The 24,733-nt window shown below is 62.1% G+C and carries 25 protein-coding genes and 1 riboswitch; of the genes, 10 read left to right on the plus strand and 15 right to left on the minus strand.

Going from position 1 to position 24,733, the window contains the following annotated elements:
• Positions 1-3: 3 nt before the first annotated feature.
• The 7 genes from LMH93_RS12810 to LMH93_RS12840 form a co-directional block, all read right to left on the minus strand.
• Complete coding sequence (locus LMH93_RS12810) at positions 4-618, minus strand: response regulator transcription factor (RefSeq protein ID WP_003253824.1); 615 nt, start codon at positions 616-618, stop codon at positions 4-6.
• A gap of 221 nt (positions 619-839) precedes the next feature.
• Positions 840-1,082: a DUF1272 domain-containing protein gene (locus LMH93_RS12815; protein WP_003253822.1), complete on the minus strand. Its 243-nt coding sequence runs from the start codon at positions 1,080-1,082 to the stop codon at positions 840-842.
• Positions 1,083-1,148: 66 nt separating this feature from the next.
• Complete coding sequence (cobM, locus tag LMH93_RS12820; protein WP_047605208.1) at positions 1,149-1,901, minus strand: precorrin-4 C(11)-methyltransferase; 753 nt, start codon at positions 1,899-1,901, stop codon at positions 1,149-1,151.
• A gap of 34 nt (positions 1,902-1,935) precedes the next feature.
• A complete protein-coding gene (locus tag LMH93_RS12825) occupies positions 1,936-2,322 on the minus strand; it encodes a cobalamin biosynthesis protein (protein ID WP_019751424.1) in 387 nt (128 codons plus the stop codon).
• On the minus strand, positions 2,322-3,008 hold the full coding sequence (locus tag LMH93_RS12830) for a CbtA family protein (protein ID WP_230065275.1): 687 nt from the start codon (positions 3,006-3,008) through the stop codon (positions 2,322-2,324). The genes LMH93_RS12825 and LMH93_RS12830 overlap by 1 nt, the downstream gene beginning before the upstream one ends.
• Positions 3,009-3,017: 9 nt before the next feature.
• Positions 3,018-3,206, minus strand: a complete 189-nt coding sequence (locus tag LMH93_RS12835; RefSeq protein WP_003253813.1) for a CbtB domain-containing protein — start codon at positions 3,204-3,206, stop codon at positions 3,018-3,020.
• Positions 3,207-3,299: 93 nt separating this feature from the next.
• Positions 3,300-3,522: riboswitch (cobalamin riboswitch) on the minus strand.
• Between the two features lie 119 nt (positions 3,523-3,641).
• Positions 3,642-4,121 (minus strand): GNAT family N-acetyltransferase, encoded by a 480-nt coding sequence (locus LMH93_RS12840; protein ID WP_003253811.1) that lies wholly within the window; start codon positions 4,119-4,121, stop codon positions 3,642-3,644.
• A gap of 123 nt (positions 4,122-4,244) precedes the next feature.
• Here LMH93_RS12840 and LMH93_RS12845 point away from each other — a divergent pair, with 123 nt between their 5' ends.
• The 4 genes from LMH93_RS12845 to LMH93_RS12860 all read left to right on the plus strand — a co-directional run bounded on the left by LMH93_RS12845 (position 4,245) and on the right by LMH93_RS12860 (position 7,310).
• Positions 4,245-4,874 (plus strand): LysE family translocator, encoded by a 630-nt coding sequence (locus LMH93_RS12845; RefSeq protein WP_012052198.1) that lies wholly within the window; start codon positions 4,245-4,247, stop codon positions 4,872-4,874.
• A 21-nt stretch (positions 4,875-4,895) separates the two neighbouring features.
• A complete protein-coding gene (locus tag LMH93_RS12850) occupies positions 4,896-5,768 on the plus strand; it encodes an alpha/beta fold hydrolase (protein WP_185279333.1) in 873 nt (290 codons plus the stop codon).
• A 96-nt stretch (positions 5,769-5,864) separates the two neighbouring features.
• The gene (locus LMH93_RS12855) at positions 5,865-6,752 is read left to right on the plus strand and encodes a pirin family protein (protein ID WP_185279332.1); all 888 of its coding nucleotides are present in this window, start codon (positions 5,865-5,867) and stop codon (positions 6,750-6,752) included.
• 297 nt (positions 6,753-7,049) lie between these two features.
• Positions 7,050-7,310, plus strand: coding sequence for a DUF1652 domain-containing protein (locus LMH93_RS12860; protein WP_033725899.1), 261 nt, complete (start codon positions 7,050-7,052; stop codon positions 7,308-7,310).
• 96 nt (positions 7,311-7,406) lie between these two features.
• Here the strand turns inward: LMH93_RS12860 and LMH93_RS12865 are convergent, their stop codons facing one another.
• From LMH93_RS12865 to LMH93_RS12890, 6 genes are all read right to left on the minus strand, one after another.
• Positions 7,407-7,694, minus strand: a complete 288-nt coding sequence (locus tag LMH93_RS12865) for a hypothetical protein (protein WP_003253801.1) — start codon at positions 7,692-7,694, stop codon at positions 7,407-7,409.
• 169 nt (positions 7,695-7,863) lie between these two features.
• Positions 7,864-8,523, minus strand: a complete 660-nt coding sequence (gene alkB / locus LMH93_RS12870; RefSeq protein WP_019751428.1) for a DNA oxidative demethylase AlkB — start codon at positions 8,521-8,523, stop codon at positions 7,864-7,866.
• A 146-nt stretch (positions 8,524-8,669) separates the two neighbouring features.
• A complete protein-coding gene (locus tag LMH93_RS12875; protein WP_003253796.1) occupies positions 8,670-10,115 on the minus strand; it encodes a curlin in 1,446 nt (481 codons plus the stop codon).
• 16 nt (positions 10,116-10,131) lie between these two features.
• Positions 10,132-10,605, minus strand: coding sequence for a curlin (locus LMH93_RS12880; RefSeq protein ID WP_003253795.1), 474 nt, complete (start codon positions 10,603-10,605; stop codon positions 10,132-10,134).
• A gap of 15 nt (positions 10,606-10,620) precedes the next feature.
• Positions 10,621-12,852, minus strand: coding sequence for an Ig-like domain-containing protein (locus LMH93_RS12885; RefSeq protein WP_003253792.1), 2,232 nt, complete (start codon positions 12,850-12,852; stop codon positions 10,621-10,623).
• Positions 12,853-12,884: 32 nt separating this feature from the next.
• Complete coding sequence (locus LMH93_RS12890) at positions 12,885-14,213, minus strand: hypothetical protein (RefSeq protein ID WP_230065276.1); 1,329 nt, start codon at positions 14,211-14,213, stop codon at positions 12,885-12,887.
• Positions 14,214-14,482: 269 nt separating this feature from the next.
• On the opposite strand from LMH93_RS12890, the gene LMH93_RS12895 reads away from it, so the two are divergent.
• The 6 genes from LMH93_RS12895 (at position 14,483) to LMH93_RS12920 (ending at position 20,888) form a co-directional block, all read left to right on the plus strand.
• Positions 14,483-15,394, plus strand: coding sequence for a LysR family transcriptional regulator (locus LMH93_RS12895; protein ID WP_185279331.1), 912 nt, complete (start codon positions 14,483-14,485; stop codon positions 15,392-15,394).
• A gap of 98 nt (positions 15,395-15,492) precedes the next feature.
• On the plus strand, positions 15,493-16,422 hold the full coding sequence (locus tag LMH93_RS12900) for a hydroxymethylglutaryl-CoA lyase (protein ID WP_047605215.1): 930 nt from the start codon (positions 15,493-15,495) through the stop codon (positions 16,420-16,422).
• 24 nt (positions 16,423-16,446) lie between these two features.
• Positions 16,447-17,637 carry a CaiB/BaiF CoA transferase family protein gene (locus tag LMH93_RS12905; protein ID WP_088512677.1) on the plus strand — a complete coding sequence of 397 codons (1,191 nt, stop codon included), beginning with the start codon at positions 16,447-16,449 and terminating at the stop codon, positions 17,635-17,637.
• Positions 17,638-17,649: 12 nt separating this feature from the next.
• Positions 17,650-18,174 (plus strand): gamma carbonic anhydrase family protein, encoded by a 525-nt coding sequence (locus LMH93_RS12910; RefSeq protein ID WP_185279329.1) that lies wholly within the window; start codon positions 17,650-17,652, stop codon positions 18,172-18,174.
• Positions 18,175-18,242: 68 nt separating this feature from the next.
• Complete coding sequence (locus LMH93_RS12915) at positions 18,243-19,568, plus strand: MFS transporter (protein ID WP_230065277.1); 1,326 nt, start codon at positions 18,243-18,245, stop codon at positions 19,566-19,568.
• Between the two features lie 39 nt (positions 19,569-19,607).
• Positions 19,608-20,888 carry an OprD family porin gene (locus LMH93_RS12920; RefSeq protein WP_230065278.1) on the plus strand — a complete coding sequence of 427 codons (1,281 nt, stop codon included), beginning with the start codon at positions 19,608-19,610 and terminating at the stop codon, positions 20,886-20,888.
• Between the two features lie 12 nt (positions 20,889-20,900).
• Here LMH93_RS12920 and LMH93_RS12925 read toward each other — a convergent pair whose 3' ends face one another.
• Together LMH93_RS12925 and LMH93_RS12930 are read right to left on the minus strand one after the other, a co-directional pair.
• Entirely contained in the window at positions 20,901-22,049 is a 1,149-nt protein-coding gene (locus tag LMH93_RS12925; RefSeq protein ID WP_230065279.1) for a DUF6708 domain-containing protein, read from the minus strand.
• On the minus strand, positions 22,049-24,721 hold the full coding sequence (locus LMH93_RS12930) for a T6SS effector BTH_I2691 family protein (protein WP_230065280.1): 2,673 nt from the start codon (positions 24,719-24,721) through the stop codon (positions 22,049-22,051). Before LMH93_RS12930 ends, LMH93_RS12925 begins: the two co-directional genes overlap by 1 nt.
• Positions 24,722-24,733 lie beyond the last annotated feature (12 nt).

The following is a 24,733-nucleotide window of genomic DNA, read 5'->3' on the forward strand; positions in this document are numbered from 1 at the left end:
CGCTCAATAGACGCTGTTGCGCTTGGCCAGGTCGACCATTTCCACGAGAGACTCAGTCTTGAGCTTTTCCATGATACGGCCCCGGTAGGTGCTGATGGTCTTGGCGCTGAGGTTCATGCACGTGCCGATGTTCTTGTTATTCTCGCCGCGCGCAAGGCGCCGCAGCACTTCCATTTCTCGGTTGGAGAGACTGGCCAGGCGCACTGGCTCGCTCTCCAGCGAGTTGCTGTTGACCGACATTTGCGGAAAGGTCGAATAACCTTTGGTCAGGGCCTTGAGGGCGAACAGCAGGGCCTCGTGGTCCTCTTCCTTGGTGACGAAGGCACCTATCCCGGCATCCAGGCAGCGGCGTACATACAGGTCAGTGGCCTGGCCGGTCAGCACCATGATCTTCGGTACCGGCTCCAGGCTCTGCAATCGCTTGATGACTTCCATGCCGTCAAGGCCAGGCAGGCCGATGTCGAGAATGACTACGTCCGGGCGCAGTTCGCGGGCAACCTGAGCCACTTCACTGCCATTGCCGACCTCGCCGATGACATGGAAGCGCTCGCGCTCGAGCAGTAGGCGCAGGGACAGCCGGACAATGGGGTGGTCGTCGACGATCAGCACGGTTGTCATGAGGAAAACTCCTGTAGGGATGTGGTCCGCTTCCTGGAACACTCAGGAATACGTCTGCAAGTGGGGTTATCGGAAGCGCTGCACGATACGACCATTCCCGAAGTTTGGTAATGCCGAGTATAGAAGTGTTGAAAACCCCAGTGCTTTTTGTTGAAAAGTCCTACAAGAAACAGGAAAGACATCACCCTGAGAAAGCGGTGATGCCGCTTCTTTGCAGTTGTTCAGGCGCAGGCAGCGTGCGGTTTGTGTATACGCAGTGTGGAGGCAGGGTTGTTGGCCAATGCCTGGCCGACTCGCGTCGGGCGGGCTACCAACTGCCCGGTACAATTTGGGCAGCGGCCTTGGAAGCGGGTTTCGGCACAGGCACGGCAGAACGTGCATTCGAAGGAGCAGATCATAACGTCGGGGCTGTCACCCGGCAGGTCGGCATCACAGCACTCGCAGTTGGGGCGTAATTCCAGCATGGGCATGGCTCCTGTTTGCAGGCGGGAACCCGGAGTCTGCTACGCCCGAGGCAAGGCTGGCAATGTTCAGTCGCCAGGGCGGTACAGGTGGGCATGCCCGGCACGGTACAAGGCCGATTCGGCGAACGGTGTATCCCCCAGTACGTGGCCTACCAGGATCAGCGCCGTGCGCCGGAAATCCTTGGTCGCTACGCGTTCGACGATATCACCGAGGTTGCCGCGCACCCAATCCTGGTCTGGCCAGGTGGCCCGATGCACCACCGCAACCGGGCAGTGCGCGCCGTAGTGCGGCATCAACTCATCGACAATGCGCGACAGGTGCTTGACCCCCAGATGAATTGCCAGGGTGCTGCCATGGCGCGCCAGGTCGCCTAATTGCTCACCCGGCGGCATGGGCGAGCTGTCGCCATAGCGGGTGAGGATCACGGTCTGCGCCACTTGAGGCAAGGTCAGCTCGCAGCCGAGCAGGGCGGCGCTCGCTGCCGTGGCGGTAACGCCGGGGATGATCTGGTAATCGATGCCCAGCGCCTGCAGGTGGCGAATCTGTTCACCGATGGCGCCGTACAGGCTGGGGTCGCCGCTGTGCACCCGGGCCACATCCTGACCTTTTTCGTGTGCGCTGCGCATGGCAGTGATGATCTGTTCCAGATGCAGTTCGGCGCTGTTGATCACGGTTTCGGCCTGGTGGCCTTCGAGCACGGCGGCGGGTACCAGTGAACCGGCATAAATGATCACCGGGCACTGACGAATCAGCCGTTGGCCCTTGACCGTGATCAGCTCCGGGTCGCCGGGGCCGGCACCGATAAAGTAGATGGTCATGCAAAGTCCTGGCAAAAAAGAGGGTACGAAACGCTCAGCAGGCCAGGGCGAGCGTCGCCGGGCCCAGTACCTGGCGCGTCAGCAGCAGCCTGGCCGTACCCTGCCGCTGGCTGGCCAAGGCCAGTGCCGCGCTCTCGGCTACGCCCCAACAGCCACTGTGCTGGTGGGCAGCGGCGGAACGGTGGCTGAGCAGTGGTTCATAGGGTTGCAGTTGCGCGCCATGGTACAGCACCAAGGGCAAACCGAGGCGCTCTGCCAATTGCTGCAAGCCGGGCTCGTCGGCCTTCAGGCTGATGCTTGCGATGCCGCGCAGGTCGGCCAGCGCCAGCCCCTGGTTGTCCAGGGCCTGGCGCAGCAAGCGTAGCAAGGCATCTGCCGGGCAACCCCGGCGGCAGCCAAAACCGGCATAGAAGGCAGGCATCAAGCCTGGCTGGAACGGCGGAACAGCCAGGCGCTGAGCAGGCCCAAGGCCAGCCAGAAGGCGGCGTTGGTCAGCCAGGAGGCGACTTTGAACTGGGTTTCCAATGCTTCAGGGGCCAGGCTTTCGTGCACCTCGGGTTGCGGTGCACCGATTACATGGGGAATGACCAGCAGCACGGCGCCCAGCGCCTTCAGCAGCCAGTGGCGGGCGAACACCAGCAAGGCCAGGCCCAGCGCTGTGGTACTGGCTGTACCAACCCACCAGGTTTGGCGTTGCCCCAGGTCGGCGGCCGCAGTCCCCGGCAGTTCTGGTGGCAAGCCCAGGGTGGGAGCCAGGCAGAACACGGCGAAGCCAGCCAACCCCCACAATGCGCCAGTGGTAGCGCGTTTGGGCTCGCGAAGGCTGTACAGGGCGGCGAGGATCAGGGCGAAGCCGACTGCGACCACCAGGTTGCCGCCTGTGGTGGACAGCACGCGCTGCCAGCCGTCTTCCGGCGACCAGGCTTCGGCGCTGTGTTCATGAGCGGCCACTTCGCTACCGTGTTCGTGGTGTGCGGCCGGGGCCGAGGACTCGTAGGTTTCCGCCTCCAGAATCAGCGGGGCAACCCAGAAGCTTTGCAGCAAGGTCAGCAACAGGGCTGCAAGGAGCCCGCTGAAACCCGCAGTACGGGCAATGCGCGTGATCATCAGGCGTACTCAGTGGCAGGGGAAGGCGGCGCTGTGGCGGGTGTCGTGGGCGGCGTTGTGCACAGCCTCGATGTGCGAGAACCCGGCAAAGTACACCAGGCACAAACCCAGCAAGCTGGCACCGACGGCGATGATTACACGCTGGCTGAGGGTAACGGGGGTAGCAAGGCTGTGTTGTTTGGCGCTGGTGACGGGCATGACGCGATCCTCTGCTTTTTGTGGGCAATGGGCGAGCGCGGCAGCCCCGGACGTGGTCGCCCAAGGGAATGCAACAGCGCCCGCCCACCGCGGGGTGTTCATGAACGCCAGGCCGGTCTCCGGGCTTGCGAGGAAGAGCTGGGCTCCTGGAACGCGTCACCTTCCCATGCCGCACTACAAGGCACAGTGGTACAGACGCTTCACTCGCTTACCGTTGCGGGGGCAGCACCGGCATTGTCCAGCCCTGCTGAAGGGCCTGGGACGCACCGGTTTCCCGTTTCACCCCATGAGGGGCACCTGAACGTGAGGCATAAGGAGAGCATGGGGCGGGCTTGGCGTCAATGTCATACAGCGCGCGAGGCTGCCGAGCAGCAGGTAGGACAGGCTCAGGCCTGCCGTGTTCTTCCAGCAGGCAGAAGTGCGGAAACCGGGCGATCACCCGCGGGCGAATGCCGCCAGCTTGTCGCCATCCAGGCGGTAGCGCACCCACTCATCCTGCGCCTCGGCCCCCAGCTTCTGGTAGAAGCCGATCGCTGGCTCGTTCCAGTCCAGCACGCTCCATTCCAGGCGCCCGCAGTTGTTCGCCAGCGCTTCGCGGGCAATGTGCTGCAACAACTGCCGGCCGGCGCCATCGCCGCGTTGCTCGGGGGTTACGTACAGGTCTTCCAGATAGATGCCATTGCGCCCGAGCCAGGTCGAGTAGCTGTAGAAGTACACGGCAAAGCCAATTGCACGGCCATCACGCTCGCACATCAGGGTGTGCACAGTGCTGCCTTCGTCGAACAGGCTGTGCTCGATATCGGCAAGGGTGGCGACTACCTCGTGGCGCGCGCGTTCGTACTCGGCCAGTTCGGTGATGAAGGTGAGGATCTGCTCGGCATCGGTACGAACGGCAGGGCGAATGGTAAGGCTCATGGTGACGGCTTCCTTGATCCGGATTGTCGGTACAGTGATGTGTATCTGCGTAATTTAATCGAACTGTACCGGTTGCTGGGAGTGGCGCTCCGTTAGTGTGACAGCACCCATAAAGAAAGTGGAATGCCCGCCATGCTTGCCTCTGCCGACCTGCTGACCGCCTTCGTGCTGTTTGCCTTCGTGTCTTCCATCACCCCGGGTCCCAACAACACCATGTTGCTGGCCTCGGGGGTGAACTTCGGCGTGCGCCGCTCGGTCCCTCATGCCTTGGGTATCAGTTTTGGTTTCATGATGATGGTGCTGGCCGTCGGCCTGGGGCTGGGTGAAGTATTCAAGGCCTGGCCACCCCTGTACACGGTGCTGCGCTACGCTGGCGCCGCCTATCTGCTGTACCTGGCCTGGAAGATCGCCACTTCCGGGCCGGTCGGCACGGCCGCGTCCAGTGCCCGCAAACCGCTGGGCTTCTGGGGGGCGGCGGCGTTCCAGTGGGTCAACCCCAAGGCTTGGGTGATGGCGGTAGGGGCGATTACCACCTACACGCCAGCGCAAGGCTATGTAACCAACGTGATCGTCATTGCGGCCTTGTTCGCGTTGGTCAACTTGCCCAGCGTGGGGGTATGGGTGATGTTCGGCAGCGCCCTGCGCAACCTGTTGCAAAACTCGCGCTGGCTGATGCTGTTCAATGTCGTGATGGCCCTGTTGCTGGTGATTTCACTGTACCCGCTGCTGTTTGTAGAATCAGCGTTTTCCTGACCCCGAGAGTACAGTAAGCCGATGCAGTTGATTCCCTGGTCCCACGAATGCGCCGAAGGTTTCACCCTGCGTGGCTGGCGAACCCCGGCCAGTGGCAAACCGCTGCTGCACTTCCTGCATGGCAACGGCTTCTGTTGTCTGGCTTACCAACCGTTGCTGATGCGCCTGGGCGAGCATTTCGACCTGTGGCTTTGCGACGTTCAGGGCCATGGGGACAGTGACCATGGTGGGGTGTTTCGCGGCTGGAACCGCACCGCTGCCTTGGCGGTGGAGGCCTTTCAGGGCGGACGTGGCGAGTATGGCGACGTCCAGCGGTTTGCCGTAGGGCACAGCTTTGGTGGCGTGCTTACGGGGCTGATCCTGGGCAGTGAGCCGCAACTGTTCGCACGTGCCGTGCTGCTTGACCCGGTACTGTTCAGCCGACGCATGATCGGTGTGATGGGGGCGGCAGCCCTGGTCGGCCTGCATCAGCGTCACGCCCTGGCCCGTAAGGCCGCCAGCCGCCGCAGCCATTGGCCCGATCGCGAGTCGGCGTTGGCCTCGCTGGAAGGGCGCGGTATCTTCAAAGGCTGGACCCATGCGGCACTGCAGGCCTATGTCGAGCATGCCATCGGTGAGTGTGGCGAGGCCGTGGTGCTCAAGTGCCGGCCCAGTCGTGAAGTGGAGATCTTCAGCTCATTCCCTAAACGCATGTGGGCCAGTCTGGCCGCAATCAGGACGCCGACACGGGTGTTGTATGGCGAAGACACCTATCCCTTTGTGCCACGTTCGGTCAATCGCCTGGCGCTGCTAAACCGCAATGTGACCGCACGGCAAGTTCCCGGTGGGCATTGTTTCATGCAGGAAGACCCGGCCATGGCGGCCGAGCAAGTGCTCGGTTTTTTGCAGGGTTGACTGTTCTGCAGATGGGACGATGCATGCCATTTCAGCCGTCTACCGCTTGATTGGCATCATTGATAAGGTTACCTCAACCAAGAGAGGAGCCTTCTCATGAAAACGATTCTGGGTATTCACCGCAGCCCTCACGCACATTGGGTGGGTGATGGTTTCCCGGTGCGCAGCCTGTTCACCTACGACAACCTGGCCAGCCGGATCAGCCCGTTCCTGCTGCTGGACTACGCCGGTCCGCATGATTTCACCCCGACCCAAGCACGACGCGGCGTAGGCCAGCATCCGCATCGCGGCTTCGAGACTGTGACCATCGTCTACCAAGGTGAACTGGAGCACCGTGATTCCACCGGTGCTGGAGGCTTGATCGGTCCAGGTGACGTGCAGTGGATGACGGCGGCCAACGGCATCATTCATGAAGAGTTTCATTCCCCGGACTTTGCACGCAGTGGCGGCACGCTGGAAATGGTCCAACTGTGGGTGAACCTGCCGGCGCGGGACAAGCGTGCAGCGGCCGGCTACCAGACGCTGCTGGCCGGCGACATTCCGGTGGTAGCGCTTGACGGTGATGCCGGGCGCGTGCGAGTGATTGCCGGTGACTACCATGGCCACCACGGGCCGGCCAGAACCTTCACCGCGATGGACGTGTGGGATTTGCGGCTCAACGCCGGCGCGGCCTTGCAGTTGCCGGTTGCTGCCGGTCGCAATGCGGCGCTGGTGGTGTTGCGTGGTAACGTTCGAATCAATAGCGAGCGCGAAGCAGGCCCGTCGAGCCTGGTGCTGCTCGACCGGGAGGGTGTAGACGTAGCTGTCGAGGCGCTGGACGGCGCAAGTGTGCTGCTGCTCAGCGGTGAGCCAATCGATGAGCCGATCGTCGGCTACGGCCCGTTCGTGATGAACAGCCAGGCGGAGATTGCCGAGTCGTTCGATGATTTCCATGCCGGGCGGTTTGGGCAGATGCAGGATGAGAGGGGAGGTGCCGCGCACTGATCCTGTTGATTGGGTGGCCTGTCCTGGCCCTGTCGCTGGCAGGCCATCTTCCCACGGCTACCCGGCTGGACATTGGTCAGCGCGTTGCTGACCAAGACCACTCGTCGTCAAGTCTGCTAATGCAGTCGAACACTCGGCCCTCGCGGAGAATCTTCCACTAAGGTGCTAAAGGATCCCCCGCAAGCTCATTGCCCGGGCGCATGGACAGCTGGCCGAGCATGCGCAATATCAATTGGCGCCCCGCCCGACAAAGGCGTACTCCCAAACAACAGGCCATCCCACAGAGAGGGTCGTACCATGTCGTTGATAGGCGTTTCGATACTAGAGATGCGGCAACTGATCGAGCAGGCCTGCTTGCCAGACCGCTGTGAAGTCAGCTGCCCGGACGGCGCCAACCTGACCATCCGCCTGGGCCAGGGCCAGGATCTCGATCAGGGCGTGACCCTCAGCGGGGTCGCGCTGCAAAACCTCAACAGTTGCCGTGACCTTGTCAACCTGGTGGAGCAGCTGCATGCGCTGCGTGACAACCACCCGGCGCCACTCAAGGCGATTGCCTGAGCGCGCCTGTCGTGCCCCGGTCAGCCAAGGCTGGCCGGGCTGCTGAAAGCAACGCGCTGGCATGCGCCCAGGCAGCCACAACCCCCGTTGATCGGCTTATTGCAGTTCCAGCAGCAGGTTCAATCCACCGTCGCCGCACTTTCCCTTCTCGCGAACCACGCCGTGGTAACTCCGCCCATCCCAGACGAAGGCCACACTGTGAGCTCGGTCGATCTTGTCAGGCAGTGGGGGGCACACGTGCAGGCGCAGCCCTGGGCGACCCTGCAGGTTGAGGGCGGCGAGCTGGCATTGGCATTCCACGCGTTGCGCCACCGGGCCGAACAGGGTGTCGCGTACGTAATCGAGCTGCAGCGAAGCATTGGGTGCGCGGCCAGGCATCTTCATCGGTACATGGCTCCGTTGCAACGGCTCGAAGAACCAGGCGGGTTGGGCATGGCAGGCTCCAGACAAAAGAAAGGCGGCTTATCATTCGAAGCTTGCCTGGCCAAGATGTTCAATGTGTTTCATGTGCGTTCATCTTGTTTTGCGCGGGGTGGCAGATGACGGCCCCTGTTCAGGCACCCGCCTTGCGCAAGGTCAGGTTGATCCGCCGTTCGCCCAGGCGCGGATGCACACCGGGTTTGATCGGTAGCACGCCGTGGAAGCGCAAGCGGTCTTCGCCGCCCCAAACCAGCACATCGCCGTGGCTCAGCGCAATGCGCTGAGCCTTGTCGGCACGCTGCAGGCCGCCGAACAGGAACACCGCCGGTAAGCCCAACGACACCGACACGATCGGTTGGCCGAAATCCTGCTCGTCGCGGTCCTGGTGCAGACTCAGGCGTGTGCCTGGCAGGTAATGGTTGACCAGGCAGGCATCCGGCACAAAACCGTCAAACCCGGCCATGGCTGCCGCGCGGGAGGCCAAGGCGAGCAGAACCGGGGGCAGGGCGGGCCAGGGCTGGCCACTGAGTGGGTCGCTGGGGCTGTACCGGTAGCCATGTTGATCACTCACCCACCCCAGCGTACCGCAGTTGGTCAGGCCCACTGCCATGCGCAGGCCTCCTGGGGTGTACATGTGCCGGAACGGCGCAGCACGCAGCACCGGACGCAGGGCATCGAGCAGCGCCTCGGTTTCGGCCAGGGCGAAGCCGGGCAGCAGCACAGTGTGGCTGGCCAGGCGTTGCGGCTGGGCGCCGAACAGGTCGAGGTCGGACTGGATCATGCGGCTGCACATTTTCGAGCGGTTTGCCATTGTACCCGACCGATACACGTCAAGGGATCGCACACGCCGATCGGATCGAACGATTGCAGAGGGCGGGATAACAGAAAAAGGAACCGCGGCACCAGGGAGAGGAGCACCGCGGTTCAAGGGGGAGCGGTTTACTGCTGGGTCACAGTGGCCAGGTTCGCGCTGCCCAGCTGGGTGATGGTGGCGGATTGGGCGACACCACTTTGGTCGACGAACGCCTTGTTGCTTTGGCCTCCCTGGGTCACGTAGGCGACGTTGATGCTGTCAGTCTGTTTGATGGTGGCTTCGTTTCCGCTTCCGTAGAGTTGGTTGGTGTAGCTCTGGTTGCTATAGCCGGACTGGTCGAGCGTGATGGTGTTGCCGGTGCCCTGGCTGCTGCCGTAGGCATAGTTGTCGGTCCCACGCTGGTCGGCGATCAGAATGTTGTCAGTGCCGTTCTGTTCGAAGTACAGCTCGTTGCTGACGTCATCCTGCTTGGTCGACATCTGGTTGCCTTTACCCGTCTGGGTCAGCGTGGCCTGCTGGTCAGCGCCCTTCTGGGTCAGATTGACACCGTTGCCATTGCCCGTCTGGTTGATGGTGGCGTTCTGGTTGGTGCCGAACTGGCCACCCATCTTGGCGCCTTTCCAGTTACTGGCGGTGATGCTGTTGCCATTGCCTTGGGTGTTGATGGTCAGGTTGAGGTTCTCACCATTCTGATAGGTGAAATGCAGGTTGTTGTTGCCGGTTTGGGTAATCGTGGTGGTCGAGTTGTTGGTCTCGAACTGGTCCGACCAACTGGCGTTGGCATTGCCTTGCTGCGACAGGCTGACCTTGTTGCTGACGCCGAAGCTCTGGTCGATATAGCCTTCGTTCGACTGGCCGGTCTGGACTACGGAGGCCTGGCTACCGATCTGTGTGTCCTGCCACACTTCCACGGAGTTGCCGCCCCCGTACTGGCCAATGGCAATGGTGCCACCGGTGCCTTCGCGCTGGTCGCCATAGGCCCAGTTGTCGTGGCCATCCTGATAGACCTGGATATCGCCATCGATATGGTTCAGGTGCTCGGCGGCGGCGTAGTTGTCCTGGCCGGTCTGGTTGACGGTGCTGCGGTTGTTGCTGCCACCGAAGGTCTGCTCGATGAACGCTTCGTTGCGCTGGCCGGATTGCCAGCTGGTGGCTTTGCTGCCTTCCTGGCTGTCCTGCCACACGGTGGATTTATTGCCGACGCCTTGTTGGGTTTGCAGCGATTCGTTGTTTGACCCTATCGACTGGCTGGCGAAGGCATCGTTGTAGCTGCCTCCGGCGTGCTGGGTGATCTGGCTGCCGTTCTCGAACAGTTGCTCAGCGTAGCCGGCGTTGTACTGGCCGGTGGCGCTCTGCTGAATATCGCTGGTGCTTTCGGTCTGCACGGCGAGGTGGTTGTGGCCCTTGCCAGTCTGGTTCTGGGTGGCCGAGGCGAAGGATGCCTGGGTCTGAGAGACTTCGGCGATGTTTTCCTTGCCGTCCTGGGTCTGGGACGAGGTGCTGTCAGCAGCCATGGCCTGACCTGCGAGGGCCAGGACGATAGCGGCACTTAACGGAGCGAGCTTGTACATGGTGGTGCCTCCAGGTCTATCGGTATTGGGTGATCTGAACATGCTGGCCATTGCCAGCCTGGGTCACGGAGCTGTTGAGCCCCGAGCCGGACTGCACGATGCTGGCGCTGTTGTCGTTGCCGATCTGCTCGATGGCAGCGTTGTTGCTGCTGCCACTCTGGCGAATCGACGCGCTGTTGCCATTTCCCTGTTGGCGGATGATGGCCATCAGGTCACTGCCTTCCTGCAAGATGTACGCTTCCTGGGCACCGCCGGACTGGACGATACGGCCCAGCAGGGCCTGACCGTTCTGGTCGAGGGCGGCGCGGTTGCCTGACCCTTGCTGCTCGATCACCGCAGCCTGGCCGGCACCGGCCGGCAGCAGGCGGATGATCACGGGTTCACCGAGGTCGTTGCCGGGTGCGAGGTCGGCATTGTCCATCAGGTCCTCTGCCCAGCAGGCCTGGCCCGCCAGGGCCAGGCAGAGCAACAGGGGGTACAGCCGTTTCATCGAAGCCTCCGGCTTTTACTGCACGACTACGTTGACGGTGCGCGTGGTGCCTTGGCTGGTTGTGATCGTCGCCGTCGGTGCCGCAGTCGGGATGATCGTGGTGCTATTGCTCACCGCCAGGCGCCAGCGGCCGGTCAGCGCTACCGTGGCCGTACCCAAGGTCTGGACGCCGGTAGTCGTGGTTACCCGCACGGTTACGGTATTGCCGGTGGTCACCGACGAGGTGCCACTGATGTCCCAGTTGTAACGGTTGTTGGAGCGCGCCGTGACCGTGGCTGCCGTGACGGCGAAGGTTTCAGCGGCAGGCCGAGGCGACACGTTGACGGTGACCGTACCTGGGGTGGACAGCCCCCCCAGCGAGTCACGTGCCTGGTAGGTGAAGGTGGTGGTGAAGGCTGTGGTTACAGTGGCCGGTGGGGTATAGGTGACGGTTGTGCCGTCGGTGCTGACCGTGCCGCGGCCGGCGGCCGGCTGGGTGATGTTGGTCACGCTCAGCGGTACGTTGCCTTCTGGATCGGTGTCGTTGGCCAGTACGTTGATGGTCAATGGCACGCCCAAGGTGGCGACGGTTTCCGGGTTGGCAGTCGGTGCCTGGTTAGGTGCGACGTTGATCGTGACCGTGGCCGGTTCCGATTTCAGCCCCTTGGCATCCACCGCCCGGTAGCTGAAGTTGGCTACCAGCGGTTGTGTGGCCCCGGTCGGCGGCGTGTAGGTAACCGAGGTGGTGCCATTCATCACGACGCCGCCAAGGCCGGTCCCGGGTTGGGTCAGGTCGCTGATGGTCAGCGGCACGTTGCCATCCGGGTCGCTGTCGTTCAGCAGCAGGTTGAGTGTGATCGGTACACCGACACTGGTGCTGCCGACATCGGCCTGGGCGAGCGGTGGCTGGTTGGCGGCCTCGACCGGGGCGTTGCCGACCACGATCACTGGCTCTACATCACTACCGCCGCGGGCAGACTTGACCGTAACGGTGGCGGGCGGTTGCGCCAAGTCGTTGACCGTGATGCTTTGCAGTGTGCCCGATTTCGACAGGCGGCCGTAGCCTTGGGCGAGCAGGTCGGGGACCGCTACTTCGTCGCTGGAACTGGCCTCGATCAACAGACGTTTGTTGGCCCAGTCGTAGCGTGCGGTGCTGACTTTGACCACGTCGCTGAGCTTGCTCGAGAGCGCAGTCGGCTGGGTGCCGCCGACTGCGTTGCTGGCGGTGACAACCACCACCTCTGGCGGCACCGACTGGTTGAACTGCTGGCTGAAGAACAAACCGTTGTTGTCCGAAGTCAGGGTGAACTGACAAGGCGAAGGCGGCGTGCCGATCAGTGCCAGGCCATTGCGCATACACAGGCTGGCCTCACTCGGGGCCTTGGCGAACACCTCCACGCGGGTACCGCTGCCGTTGCGCGAGTAGGTGGCGCGCTCCAGCGTGACCGGGGTTTGTGCTCGCGGGTCCAGCACCTTGCCAGACACTGTGAACGTGTTGGTCTGAATGGCGCCCGCGGGCCCTTCGATGCGCACGAAGTTGGTATTGAAGGGGCTACCGGTTACCGCTTCGGTGATATTGGGGTCGCCGATGTAGGTTTCGGTGGTGCCAGTGTCAGGATTGACCTCTGTATACGGCCCGCCAACCCCCTTCAGCCAAGGGCCGATCGCCCCCCCCAGCGCCCCCCGGAAGTTGCCGGGAGCGCCAATGCCTATGTCCCGGGTGATATTGATCGCGCGACGACCTGCCGTGGTGACGTTGACCGTCTCCACCCCGTAAGGGTGCGTGATGGTGTAGGTACCGGTGCGTGGGACCGAAGCGCGGATACGGATGCGGGCGAAGCTTTGCTGATCACCGTCTACCGGGTTTTCAGCCGCGAAGGCTGCCTCTATACCGGCAACGTAGACCTCCAGTTCATAACCGCTGTTACCTACTTGTGGTATCGAGGTTTCGGCCAGGAACCAGAACATCTCGGGTGGCCAGTTATCTGGAAATACCAGCGGCAGGGCATCGTCATAGATCCCGGGCTCGGGCAACAAGGTGCACATGTAGGCGGGCGCCCCTGGTGCGCCTGGCGCACGGGTGCTGGTGGCACGCGACTGGCACAGCTCCAGGGACTGGTCGAGGCTGTCCTTGTACCACATCGGATAGCCACCCGTGGCGAAGGTGTAGGGCCCCGGGTCGACATCAGAAAGCGCGGCGAACGCGGCGCTGGTAACGGTAAGAGAGAAACCGGCGGCCAACAGCGCACGGCGCGACCAAGTGTTCATGCTGCCTCCTTGAAGGCTGAGCCTTTGTCTGTTCATGGCACCAGCACCACGTCTTCGGTGTCGCTACCACCGTTGGCGCTGGTGACCTGCACCTTGGCCGGCGGAATGGGCGAGAGGGTCATGCTCAACGTCTTCACGGCGCCGGTACCGCCCAGGTTGCCGATCAGCGTGCCGTTGCCGGTATGTGCGGTAAGTACTGGAGGTGTTGTTTCGTCACTGGTGCTGGCCACCAGGGTCAGCTCGCCGGTGGACAGGCGGTACTGGGCCTGCGTGATGGTGACCAGGTCGGTCAGGGGAACGTTGCTGGTGGTCAGGCTGCTGGTCGGGATTGCCACGCTGTTGTCAGCGGACAGTGTCACGAGGGTTCCGGCCGCCGGGTTGAGGGCTGACTGGGCGTACCAGGCGCCGGTGCCGTTGGCCTCGGTGAGGCTCAGGTTGGGGGTCTGACTGGTCAGGGTGACGCTTGCCGGTGGCGGCGGGGCCAACACGAAGATGTCTTGCTGGGCGATGAGGTCGCCGTTCTCGGTATGGCGTGAGTAAGTGCTGCGTTGTGGCATCAGCGGGGTTGGCAAGGCCACTTCGGAAAGCTTGCCCGAGACAGCGAACAGCTCGGTGCGCAGGTCGATGCCACCAGGGCCCTCAATGCGTACGTAGTTGGTGTTGAATGGGCTGCCGGTGACCCGCTCTTCCAGGTTCGGGTCGCCGATGAAGCGCTCGTTGCCTTCGGTGTAGGGGCCGTTGACACTGCGCAGAAACGGCCCGACATCACCCTTGAGTGCGCCGGTGAAGTCGCCTGCCCCGGCGATGCCGATGTCACGGGTCATGTTGATCGCCCGGCGCCCTGCAACGGGCACATCGAACACTTCAACGCCATAGGGGTGGGTGACCACGTAGGTGCCCGCGGTGGGTACGTCGACCCGGATACGGACCCGGGCGAAGCTGACCTGGTCACCCTCGACAGGTTCTTCGGCAGCGAATGCCGCTTCGATCGCCGTGCCATAGCTGAGGTCGATGCCACGGGCGGTGTCGACGATTGCAGCGTCGGCAGTGAACCAGAACGCTTCGTCAGGGAAGTTGGTGGGGAAGACGATGGGTTGGGTATCGTCGAACACACCAGGCGTGGGCAGCAGCGTGCACATGTATGAGGGTGCACCAGGTGCGCCGGCGACCCGGGAGCTGACGGCCTTGGTCAGGCACAGGTCGAGGGTACGACCGTGGCTGTCCTGGTACCAGGCGGGGAAGCCGCCATTGGCAGGGACGTAAGCGCCTGGATCGACAGCGTTCAAGGCGGCCTGCGCGGGAAGCTGGAGCATGCCGGCGAAAATCGCCACTGCCAGCGGGTGGGGTATCGGTCGGTGCATGAGTCAATTCCTCCTGCAAACGGGCCCATGGACTTGGGGCGTCTGGGAGGAGATCGGCAAGAGCTGTGCCAAACCCTGAAAAATGCGTTGCAGGCCTTGTGGGGCAGGGGATTCAGATTTTCAGTAGGGCTTTATGCCAGCCGCTGGCGGTGGGCAGCGTTCCCCCAAGGTTGGGGATTGGGGGCCGGTAATTCAAACCCAGTTTTAGAAGCCAATGCGGTTTTTGCTACAGTGCTACCGCGGTCCCTTTCCCCGAGCCGAGCCAAGCGATGCAACCCCTCGACCACCTTTCCCTGAACCTGTTCATCGTCGTCTGCGAAGAAGGCACCATCGCCCGCGCTGGCGAGCGCGCGTTCATGGCGCCGTCCGCCGTCAGCAAACGTATTTCAGACATCGAGGCGCGCTTTGGCACCGCCTTGCTCAAACGTAGCAAGCGCGGCGTGGAGCCCACCCCGGCGGGGCTTGCACTGCTGCGCCATGCCAGGGAAATGACCCGCGCCATGGAACGCCTGGACAGCGAGCTGAGCGAATACGCCCTCGGCGCGCGTGGTCATGTGCGGGTGTTGGCCAATGTATCGTCGATCATGGAGTTTTTGCCTGAAGAACTGTCAGCGTTCATGCTGGAATACCCACTCATCCAGGCCGATATCGAAGAGCGCTTCAGCGCCGATGTCGTTCGTGGTGTGGCCGAGGGCACTGCAGACCTCGGCATCTGCCGCAAATCCATGGCGGTGGGTGACCTGGATTTCGTACCGTATCGGCAAGATCACCTGGCCGTGGTCGTTGCTGCTGACCACCCGTTGGCCGGCCGCAGCCAGATTGCCTTCGAGGAAACCCTGGGTTACGACCACCTGGGGCTCTCGGCCTTTGCCACATTGAACGCTTTCATGCGTAAAAGCGCCGAACAGTCAGGCAAGGCGCTGCATTTTCGTTCGTACGTGTCGTCGTTCGACGCGGCATACCGTCTGGTGCAGTTCGGCCTTGGCCTGGCGGTGTTTCCGCAAGAGGCCGTGTCCCGCTATGCGGCGTTGTTCGACCTGCGGGTCATTGCGCTGACTGACGACTGGGCGCTTGGCGAATTCGTCATCTGCATGCGCGACCGGCACACGCTCTCGCTGTCGGCTCGGCGCCTGCTTGACCACCTGTTGCTGCGTGCACCGGCCTGGCAGGTCGCGGGCTGATCCATCGTGGCTGACGATGGATCAGCCCGCGAAACACGTCTTTTCTGCCCGTCATCCAGCTCTTAGTCTGGCGCAACGCTTCAGACAGAGAGACCGCGATGACAACAATAACAATCAATGAAGTCGGCCTGCGCGATGGCTTGCAGAGCCTGCAAGTGATCATGCCGACAGCAGCCAAACGCCGCTGGATCGACGCCGCTTACGGCGCCGGCGTGCGCCATATGGAAGTCGCGTCGTTCGTGTCGGCACGCTTGCTGCCGCAGATGGCCGATGCCCGCGAAGTGGTGGCCCACGCCCTCACGTACCCGGACCTGCAAGTAACCGTGCTGGCTCCAAACCTTCGTGGCGCAAGGGACGCACTTGAATCGGGTGCACACCGCATCGTCGCCCCGGTATCGGTGAGCACGGCGCACAGCCTGGCCAACGTGCGCCGCACGCCAGTGGAGATGGTCGAGGAACTGGGGCGCATGTGCCAGCTGCGTACTGAAATGGGCCTGCATGGGGTGCAAGTCGTGGCCGGCATGTCGGTGGCCTTTGGCTGCACCCGTCAGGGCGAGGTGCCGCTGGCTGACCTGTGTGCGTTGACCCGCCAGGTGATCGAAGCCGGTTGCGACCTGGTCTCCCTGGGGGACACCACTGGCTATGCCAATCCGGGCCAGGTGGCAACGGTGCTTCAGGCCGTACGGGAGATTGCAGGCGACCGTCTCAAGGCCGCGCACTTCCATGACACCCGGGGCCTGGCCTTGGCCAACAGCCTGGTGGCGGTGCAGCAGGGCATTGGGGAACTGGATGCCTCCCTGGCGGGCCTGGGAGGATGCCCGTTCGCCCCTGGCGCGTCTGGAAATACCGTGACCGAAGACCTGGTGTTCATGCTGCAAAGCATGGGTTACGACACCGGCATCGACTTGCCTGCACTGATCGAAACCCGGCAGGTACTAAGCGAAGCGCTACCGGGCGAGCCACTTTACGGCTTCATCGCCCGGGCCGGATTGCCGCTCAACTTCGCCAACACACACCGCCACGCCTGAACTGCCCGTAAGAGGAGCATCACAATGTCCAGACTTCCCTTGGACGGCATCCGTGTCGTTGAGATTTCGCATATGGTCATGGGCCCGACGTGCGGCATGATCCTCGGCGACCTTGGCGCCGAGGTCATCAAGATCGAGCCGGTACGCGGCGACGGCACACGCCGTTTGCTGGGCGCAGGGGCGGGCTTTTTCCGCACCTTCAACCGCAACAAACAATGCATCGCTGTCGATGTTGAAACGCCCGAGGGCCGTGAGGCCGTGCTGCAACTGATCGACACCGCCGATGTCTTCATCGAGAACTTCAAGCCCGGGCGTATGCAGAAGCTGGGTCTGGGCTACGACGCACTGTGCCAGCGCAATCCAGGGCTGATCTACGCCTCGCACAAGGGGTTCCTCAGCGGGCCATACGATAACCGTCTGGCGCTGGATGAAGTGGTACAGATGATGGCCGGTCTGGCCTACATGACAGGGCCGGTAGGGCGCCCGCTGCGCGCAGGCAGCTCGGTGAACGACATCATGGGTGGCATGTTCGGCGCCATTGGCGTGCTGGCTGCACTCAACGAGCGCCACAGCACCGGCAGGGGCCGTGAGGTGCAAAGTGCCCTGTACGAGAATTGCGTGCTGCTGGCTGCCCAGCATATGCAGCAGTACGTGGTCACCGGTGAAGCCGCAGCGCCGATGCCGAACCGCATCAGTGCCTGGGCCATCTATGACGTGTTCACTTTTGCCGGTGGCGAGCAGATGTTTGTCGCCGCCACAGGGGAAGGCCAGTGGCACGCGTTATGCCGGGTACTGGGGCAGACCGCTTTGCTTGATGACCCAACCCTTGGTAGCAATAACGACCGCGTGTTGCAGCGGCCACGGCTGCTGGCGCACCTGGCCGAGGTGTTTGCGCCGCTGGACGCCGGGCAGTTGGCGGTGCAGCTGGAAGCCAACGGCATTCCTTTCGCGCCGATCCGCCGCCCTGAAGAGTTGTTCGAGGACCCCCACCTGCTACAGAGCGGCGGCATGGCCGAGCTGCAACTGGAAGACGGCAGCCACACACCGATGCCGTTATTGCCGCTGTCACTGGACGGCCAGCGCCTGCAGCCACGGCGGGCGATCGCGCGGATTGGTGAGCACACCCGTCAAGTGATGCGTGAACTGGGTTACAGCGACGCGCACATTGCCCAGCTGTGTGCGGCGGGCGTGCTGAAAACAGACGACGCGGCGTGAGGAGGGCTTGAGATGGCGATCTACCAATATGACAAACTTGCACCCAACCTGCACCCGGAAACGTTCATCGCCGAGGATGCCAGCGTCATCGGCGACGTTACCCTGGAACAAGGCGTCAGTGTATGGCCGCAGGCCGTGCTACGGGGCGACAACGAAGCGATCCATATCGGCCAGCACAGCAACGTGCAGGAGGGTGCTGTCTTGCATGCCGACCCCGGCTTTGCGTTGACAGTGGGGCAAGGTGTCACCATCGGCCACCAGGCCATGCTGCACGGCTGCACCATCGGCGATGGCGCGCTGATCGGCATTCAGGCGGTGGTGCTCAATGGCGCGGTCATCGGCAACAACTGCCTGGTGGGTGCCGGCGCCATCGTCACCGAAGGCAAGGTGTTTCCCGACAACTCGTTGATCCTGGGCGCACCTGCCAAGGTAGTGCGCGAGCTCACTGTCGATGCCATCGCCAGTATGCAGCGCAATGCGACCGAGTACGTCGCAAAAGGCCAGAGCTTCAAGGAAAAGCTGATCCGTATTCGCTAAAAAAACCTGCTGGTGGCGCCCTTCGAGACGTCGCTGCTCTCCAATAATTACAAGAATGGAGATTCACCATGGTTGCTTTGACCGGCGAACTGGCGCGTGAGCGCAACGACAGTCACATCAATGAGCTGCTGCTATACCGCCGTGTGGCCTGGCGCATCATGCCGCTGGCTATCATCTGCTTCCTGTTCTCCTACTTCGACCGCATCAACATCAGTTTTGCGAAGACACAAATGCAGCAGGAACTGGGCCTCAGCGATGCTGCCTACGGCCTGGCCGCGAGCATGTTCTTCGTCGGCTACGTGCTGTTCGAAGTGCCCAGCAGTCTCGGCCTGAAACGCTACGGGGCTCCGGCCTGGATCTGCCGGATCATGGTGTCCTGGGGCCTGGCGACGGCTGCGCTGGTATTTGCCTATACCCAGTACACGCTGTACTTCCTGCGCTTTCTGATCGGCGTCATGGAGGCCGGTTTCGGCCCGGCGATCCTGTTTTACCTGGCATGCTGGTTCCCCCGCAAGCACCTGGCGAAGATGAATGGCCTGTGGTTCCTGGCGGTGCCGCTGGCCGGAGCGGTGGGTGGCCCGGCTGCCGGCTTTTTGCTGGGGACAATGGACGGCGTGTTGGGCCTCGCTGGCTGGCACTGGTTGTTCCTGATGTCCGGGCTGCCGTGTGTGCTGCTGGGCCTGCTGGTGCTGTGGAAGCTGGACCGCGATATCGAGGCGGCGAAATGGTTGAGCCGCGAGGAGAAGGACCTGCTGGCGGAGAACCTTGCCCAGGACAAACGCACTGCAAAACCGATACTCGGCTCGATCTGGCGGGTGTTGCTGACCCGTGAAGTGGCGATCATGGCGTTTATCTACTACGTGGTCAAAACCGCGTCCTACGGGCTTAATTTCTGGATGCCGCACCTGATCAAGTCCTCGGGGGTGGAAGACATGCTCTGGGTTGGCGTGCTGTCGGCATTGCCCTATGCGGTAGCGTGCATCGGCATGGTGTTGCTGACTCGTCACTCCGACCGCACCGGCGAGCGCAAGCGCTATCTGGTGTACTGCCTGCTGGCGGCCGCCGCCGGTTACCTGCTGGCGTGCCTGTTCTCCGACTCTCCCTTCGCGATGATGACCGCGCTGGTGCTGGCCACCGCGGGCACCTTTATCGCTATCCCGATCTTCTGGACCATTCCACAGTCGACGTTCTCGGGGCTGGCCATTGCCACCGGCACCGCCGCGATCAACTCGGTGGGACAGCTGAGCGGCATCGTTGCACCAGTGATGGTGGGCAAGATCAATGACCTTACCGACAGCACCTACATGGGCATGCTGTCAATCGCGCCGCTGATCCTGGTCGCATGCCTGGTGGTGATGCGTTGCGTGCGCAACCCAAAAGCTGATTGGCGCTGAGTCTTCGAACAACAACAAGAATAAGCACAAGGCATACCAATGATCGTGATCTTTCGGCGAGCATCGCTGGTGCTCTCGGCGCTTTACTGCGCCTGTCAAACCGCCCAGGCTGCCTTTATCCATGACGGCAGTGGCAACCTGGAACTACGCAATTTCTATTTCGACCGCGACTTTCACGGTGACAGCGCCACGCAATCGCGGCGCAGTGAATGGGCCCAAGGCTTCATGCTGCGCTTGCAGTCTGGCTATACCGACGGCGTGGTTGGCTTTGGCCTGGACGCAGCCGGCATGCTGGGGCTCAAGCTGGACTCATCGCCTGACCGTAGCGGTTCCGGCCTGTTGCCGCGAGGCAGCGACAAACGCGCCGCGGATGACTACGCCAAGGCCGTGGCTACCTTCAAGGCCAGGCTGGCGCAGAGCGAATTGAAAGCGGGGGGCCTGAGCCCGCAACTGCCATTGCTGGCGTCCAACAGCAGTCGCTTGTTCCCCCAGTGGTTCAACGGTGTGCAACTGGTGAGCAAAGACTTGGACCGGTTTACGTTCACCCTGCTGCAGGTGAATGCCACCAAATTGCGTGACTCCACCGACTATGAGGACCTGACCGCCATGGCGCAGCAAGGGGCCTATTCGGCGACGGCCACCAGTGATCGCCTGCGCTACGCCGGTGTCGATTACCAGCCGTTGAACAACCTGACCCTCAGCCTTCACACCAGTGTGCTCGAAGACCTGTTCCGGCGTGATTTTGCCGGTTTCAAGTTCAAGACCCGCCTCGGGCCGGGGGATGTGTTCACCGAGTGGCGCTGGTTCAATGCAAGGAAGCAGGGCCGGGCGTTGCTGGGCGGAGTCGACAATCAGACCCTCAGTACCAACTTCGGGTACAGCGTTCAGGGCCACACGTTCAGTGGCGGCTATCAGAAAGTGCGCGGGGATACGGCATATGCCTACGTGGGGGGCACCGATACCTACCTGTTCAGCGAACAGCAGGTCAGCACATTTGCCTTGGCCAACGAACGGGCGTGGATGCTGCGCTACGACTTCAATTTTGCTGCTGTAGGCATCCCCGGGCTGACGTTCAACGTGCGTTATGTAAAGGGCGATCAGGTGGACCCGCAACGCATTGCCAGCGTCAAGGGCAGGACATTGGCCGCTGGCGGCGGAGAGGGGCGGGAATGGGAGCGGACTACGGATATCACCTATGTGGTGCAGTCGGGGGCGCTCAGGAATGTGTCGCTGCGTTGGCGCAATGCGAGCATGCGCTCGAATTTTGCCGATGCAGCGGATGAGAACCGGGTGATCGTGGGGTACACGTTCGAATTCTGAATTCAGACACAATCATTCGTTGGGCGCAGCCGGTTTCTCTTGCGCTTTGGATCTGCGCGGTTTGCGTGGCTTTTTCGCCGGCCGCTTGCCGGGCTTGAGCTGCCAGCGGTCGGCGTTGGCGAGCAGGCGTGCCTGGATTGCGGGTGGGTAGTCGCTCAGGGTTGTCACGGGAGGGACTGGCTTGCCGGGCAGGCCGGCCTCGCGGATGACCTTCGGCCAGCGCGGTCGCCAGCACAGCAGCAGGCTGAGCCAGTGGCCGGTGCCGATGATGACGAAAGCGGGCCAGACAAACAGCAGCGCAATTTTGAACAGCCAGCTGCTTTTGCGGAAGAAACGCCCAAGGCCTTCGAACTGGGCGCTGAATGCCTGGAGGGGTGAGGGTAGCTGGGTGCTCAGGCGGGGGCGGGGGACGGCGTGCGGGCCTTCTTCCATGTAACGGCGGATGAATTCCCACTCATCACGCAGTTCGCTGCCGCCTTGGCCTTGTTTGCCCAGCAGGGCCATCTCCATGTGGGGCAGGCCGGTGCGGCTGGGGTGCCAGATTAGGCCGAGTCGTATTCCAACGCTTAGCGAATCATCTTCTGGGCGAATGCCCGTGCTGCCGGTTGTTTTCCAGGGGAAGGTGACGATGCCACCACAGTAGCTGGGTCGATGGAGGTGGACCTGTTGAGTTATTCGATTGAAGCGAATAAGTAGATGCCGACTGGTCAGCATTTCCAGTCGCGAGATTTTTACGCCGTACTTCAGGTAAAAATACAATGCTGCTCCTGAAGCTGAAGCCAAGAGAGCTGTAAGTAAGACTGCTATAAAGGAGATTGAATAAGGTTGGGTGATATCAAGCCAGATGGAACCGACAGCTATGCCGATTCCGAAAATTATCCCAGGCAGTACTCCGCCGATCGTGACTAGCGTAATGAGGCCGCGCTTCTCTTCTGAGCCGCCACAGCGCATTTCCATGTAGGTTTCATTGAATGCATAAACAGGGCCGCGTAGGAGGGGTGTTTCACTTACCTGGCAAAAGTGAATTTCTTCATTCAGGTCGCCTTCATAAAAATCTCTATTTGCGCGCTTCTCTGCTGGTGTCATCCCTGCTTCGTACGTTCTACGTGCAGCTTCTGGCTGAGTTGCCATCTGCCAGAATCCCCATTCGATAAGATACATTATAAAACCTCGCTGATAGCAGAATGTAGGGCGCTCAGTTCTTCCTGCTCTTCATAGGGCTTAATATTTTTATGAGTTCGGAAGCAGCTGCGTTTGCACCACTTCTCTAACGCGTCATCTTCCAAAATATAGATTATGAGTGTCAGGATGAGTCCGATCCAAAATGCACCTAAGACTAAACGTGCAAGCAGTAGGCGAGCAGCTTGTGTTCCCAGTTTATTGGCGAGCGCGCCCATGGATGCTGTCATCATTCTCACAAGTTTTGTTTTGGCATTCTGAGATAGGTGGTCAAAAAGAGGTTTTGCGACTGCAATGGCTGTTCCTGCTTCCGCCAGCGAAATTGTAATAGTTGCCAGTGCCCGCGATGCGTATGCGAGTGCCAGTGTTCTAGGTTTTTTTGTACTTTGTTCGGTAAGGTTTTGCTGGCGGTATACTAAGTGCTGAGCCGCATCGGCGAAGTCCCACCAGGCGAGTACGAAACCACCTGTCACAGCTAAACTAGCGCCCCATAGTTTCAAACGCCCTAAAGCGGCCGCTGCTCCTCGTCCGGTCACACTGTTCGCGCCGTACCGCGCGACCACCTGGTCCACATAGCTGGCTCCAACTTCGAAGCCCGCCGCTGCCGTGGTCATCGCGGCCGCCAGGAGTTCGGTCTTCACCCGCGCATCACTGTCAGGCAGTTCGCGCGCTTTGAAGGCCATCAGCATCCCTTCCAGCAGGCACACCAGCCCGGAGACACGCACTTTGTAGAAGTCACTGTTACGGGCCTGCATCAACCCTTCAGCCCAGGCCTGGTCGAGGTACCTTGATACCTGGCCTGCACTGCGTTGTGGGTTAATGGGCTGCCCGCTACGTGCAGCTTCACTCAGGCGAATATCGACAGCCGTTTCATGCACCGAAGCGAACAAGGTCAGCCGCAAACCCTGGTGCAACGCGCGGTCCATGCTGTTGGGGGTCGCGGTGCGCAGCACTTGCCGCCCCAGCGCGACGTACCAGGCATACAGGCCGATGCTGGCCGTGCTGCTCTGTGCCTGCATCTGTTCGTACAGGGTGTTGATGCGCCCAAAGGCATTGGCAGCGGCATGGGCTTGCCGGGCAAGTGCTTCCGGCAGGGCGAAGTATGACGCTGACGACGGTTCGGCCTTGGCGGCTTCCAGCAGCGCCGCCAGTGCTTCCCGCAGGTCCTCCTGGTTGTAGGTGATGCCGCGTATTGCCAGGTTGCCCCGGTCTGCCACGTCGCTGCGCCACCAGTGGTCCAGCACCTTCGTGCCCCCTTCACTCAACTCCATGCCGATCACGCACTGGCCGGTCTGTTCGGCAAAGGCCAGGCCGTTGATGAGGTCGGCGTTGTCGTAGCGGTCCAGCGCCTGCAACAAGCGTTCGCTGACCACCCAGCGGGTATGGTCCTTGGCGCGGTCCTCGGCGGCTTGCTGGGCGTGTTGCATGGCCTGCTCGAAACCGTCGAGCTGATCGTGCATGGCCTGGCGGTCGACCAGGTGGCCGTATTTCTGGTCGAACCGCTTGCGGAACTCGCCGGCATCCTGGCGGGCCTGGACTTTGCTGCGGACCTCGCGCTCGAACTGCGCCAGGTGGGGCTTCATGCGTTCATCATGGGCATCGGCCTGTTGATTGGCCCGTTCGGAGAACAAGTAGATCTCGGGATGCAGGTGGGGCTGGTTGCGGACTTTTTCGGCCATGACTTCGCGCTTGACGATCTGCTCGGCCACCATCTGCGGGTAGAGTTTTTCGATTTCCAGGAACGACTGCGCGACCAGCAGCTTGCGTTCGTTGTCCACCCCGGGTTCCACGGTGCGCGCCAGCCACTGGGTCTTCACATCCTCGACAGCGGCGTTGCGCCAGGCGTTGAGCTCCTGGGTGATCCCGATGGCGTCTTCGATGACGATGGCGGCGCCACGGGGTTTGCTGTGGTTCACCAGCGGTGCCAGCGCTTGGCGTGATGCGTGCGGCGAGACGATCTGGTCGTTGTTGAACGGCTGCAGGTCCAGCAGTGCCTGCAGGTCTGCATCGTTTTGTGCCTTGAAGTCGGCTACCCAGTTCAGTTGGTCATGCTTGAGGACGTGGGGCTGTGGCGGGGCGTCGGAAGGCTGGATGAAGCGGGCGATATCGATCGTGGGCAGGCTGCTGCGGTATTCCTCGTCGAGCTGGCGGTAGTTGTCGAGCATGCGCGGGGTCAGCGGGGAAGGGCTGAACAATGGGCGCAGCTCCTGGATGTCATCCAGGTCGTAGAGGGTGATGGTCCAGCCGAAACCGCGAAGGATCTCATCCAGATTGCCGGCGCTGGGGGCAGGCGCCCAGGGGGCGTCGCTGCTGATGTACAGCAGCGAGCCATTGGGCGCCACGCGGTATTGGCTGTGCCATTCGTAGGCCGGTGCGCTATGGCGCTTGATCAGCAGGTAGAGAAAGCCCTCGCGCAAAGGGCGGATGGCGTAGCTGGAATGGGTCAGCTCGCCGACCTCCTGGAACGGGCTGAGATAGCCTGGCAATTTGGGCAGGCGAGCACGTTGTGCCGGGTTGCCGCCGACGGCGGCGTAGCGCAGGGGCAGCAGTTCGAAGCGGCGGGTGCAGTCGGCGACGGGGCTGTTGCGCAGGGCCGGGCGGTAGCCGGAGGTGATGCGCCTGCACAGTTCGAGGGTTTCGCTGAGTGAGTCCATGGTTGTGTTGTG

It is taken from the genome of Pseudomonas sp. CIP-10, from assembly GCF_020911845.1.
In the GTDB taxonomy this organism is placed as follows: domain Bacteria; phylum Pseudomonadota; class Gammaproteobacteria; order Pseudomonadales; family Pseudomonadaceae; genus Aquipseudomonas; species Aquipseudomonas alloputida.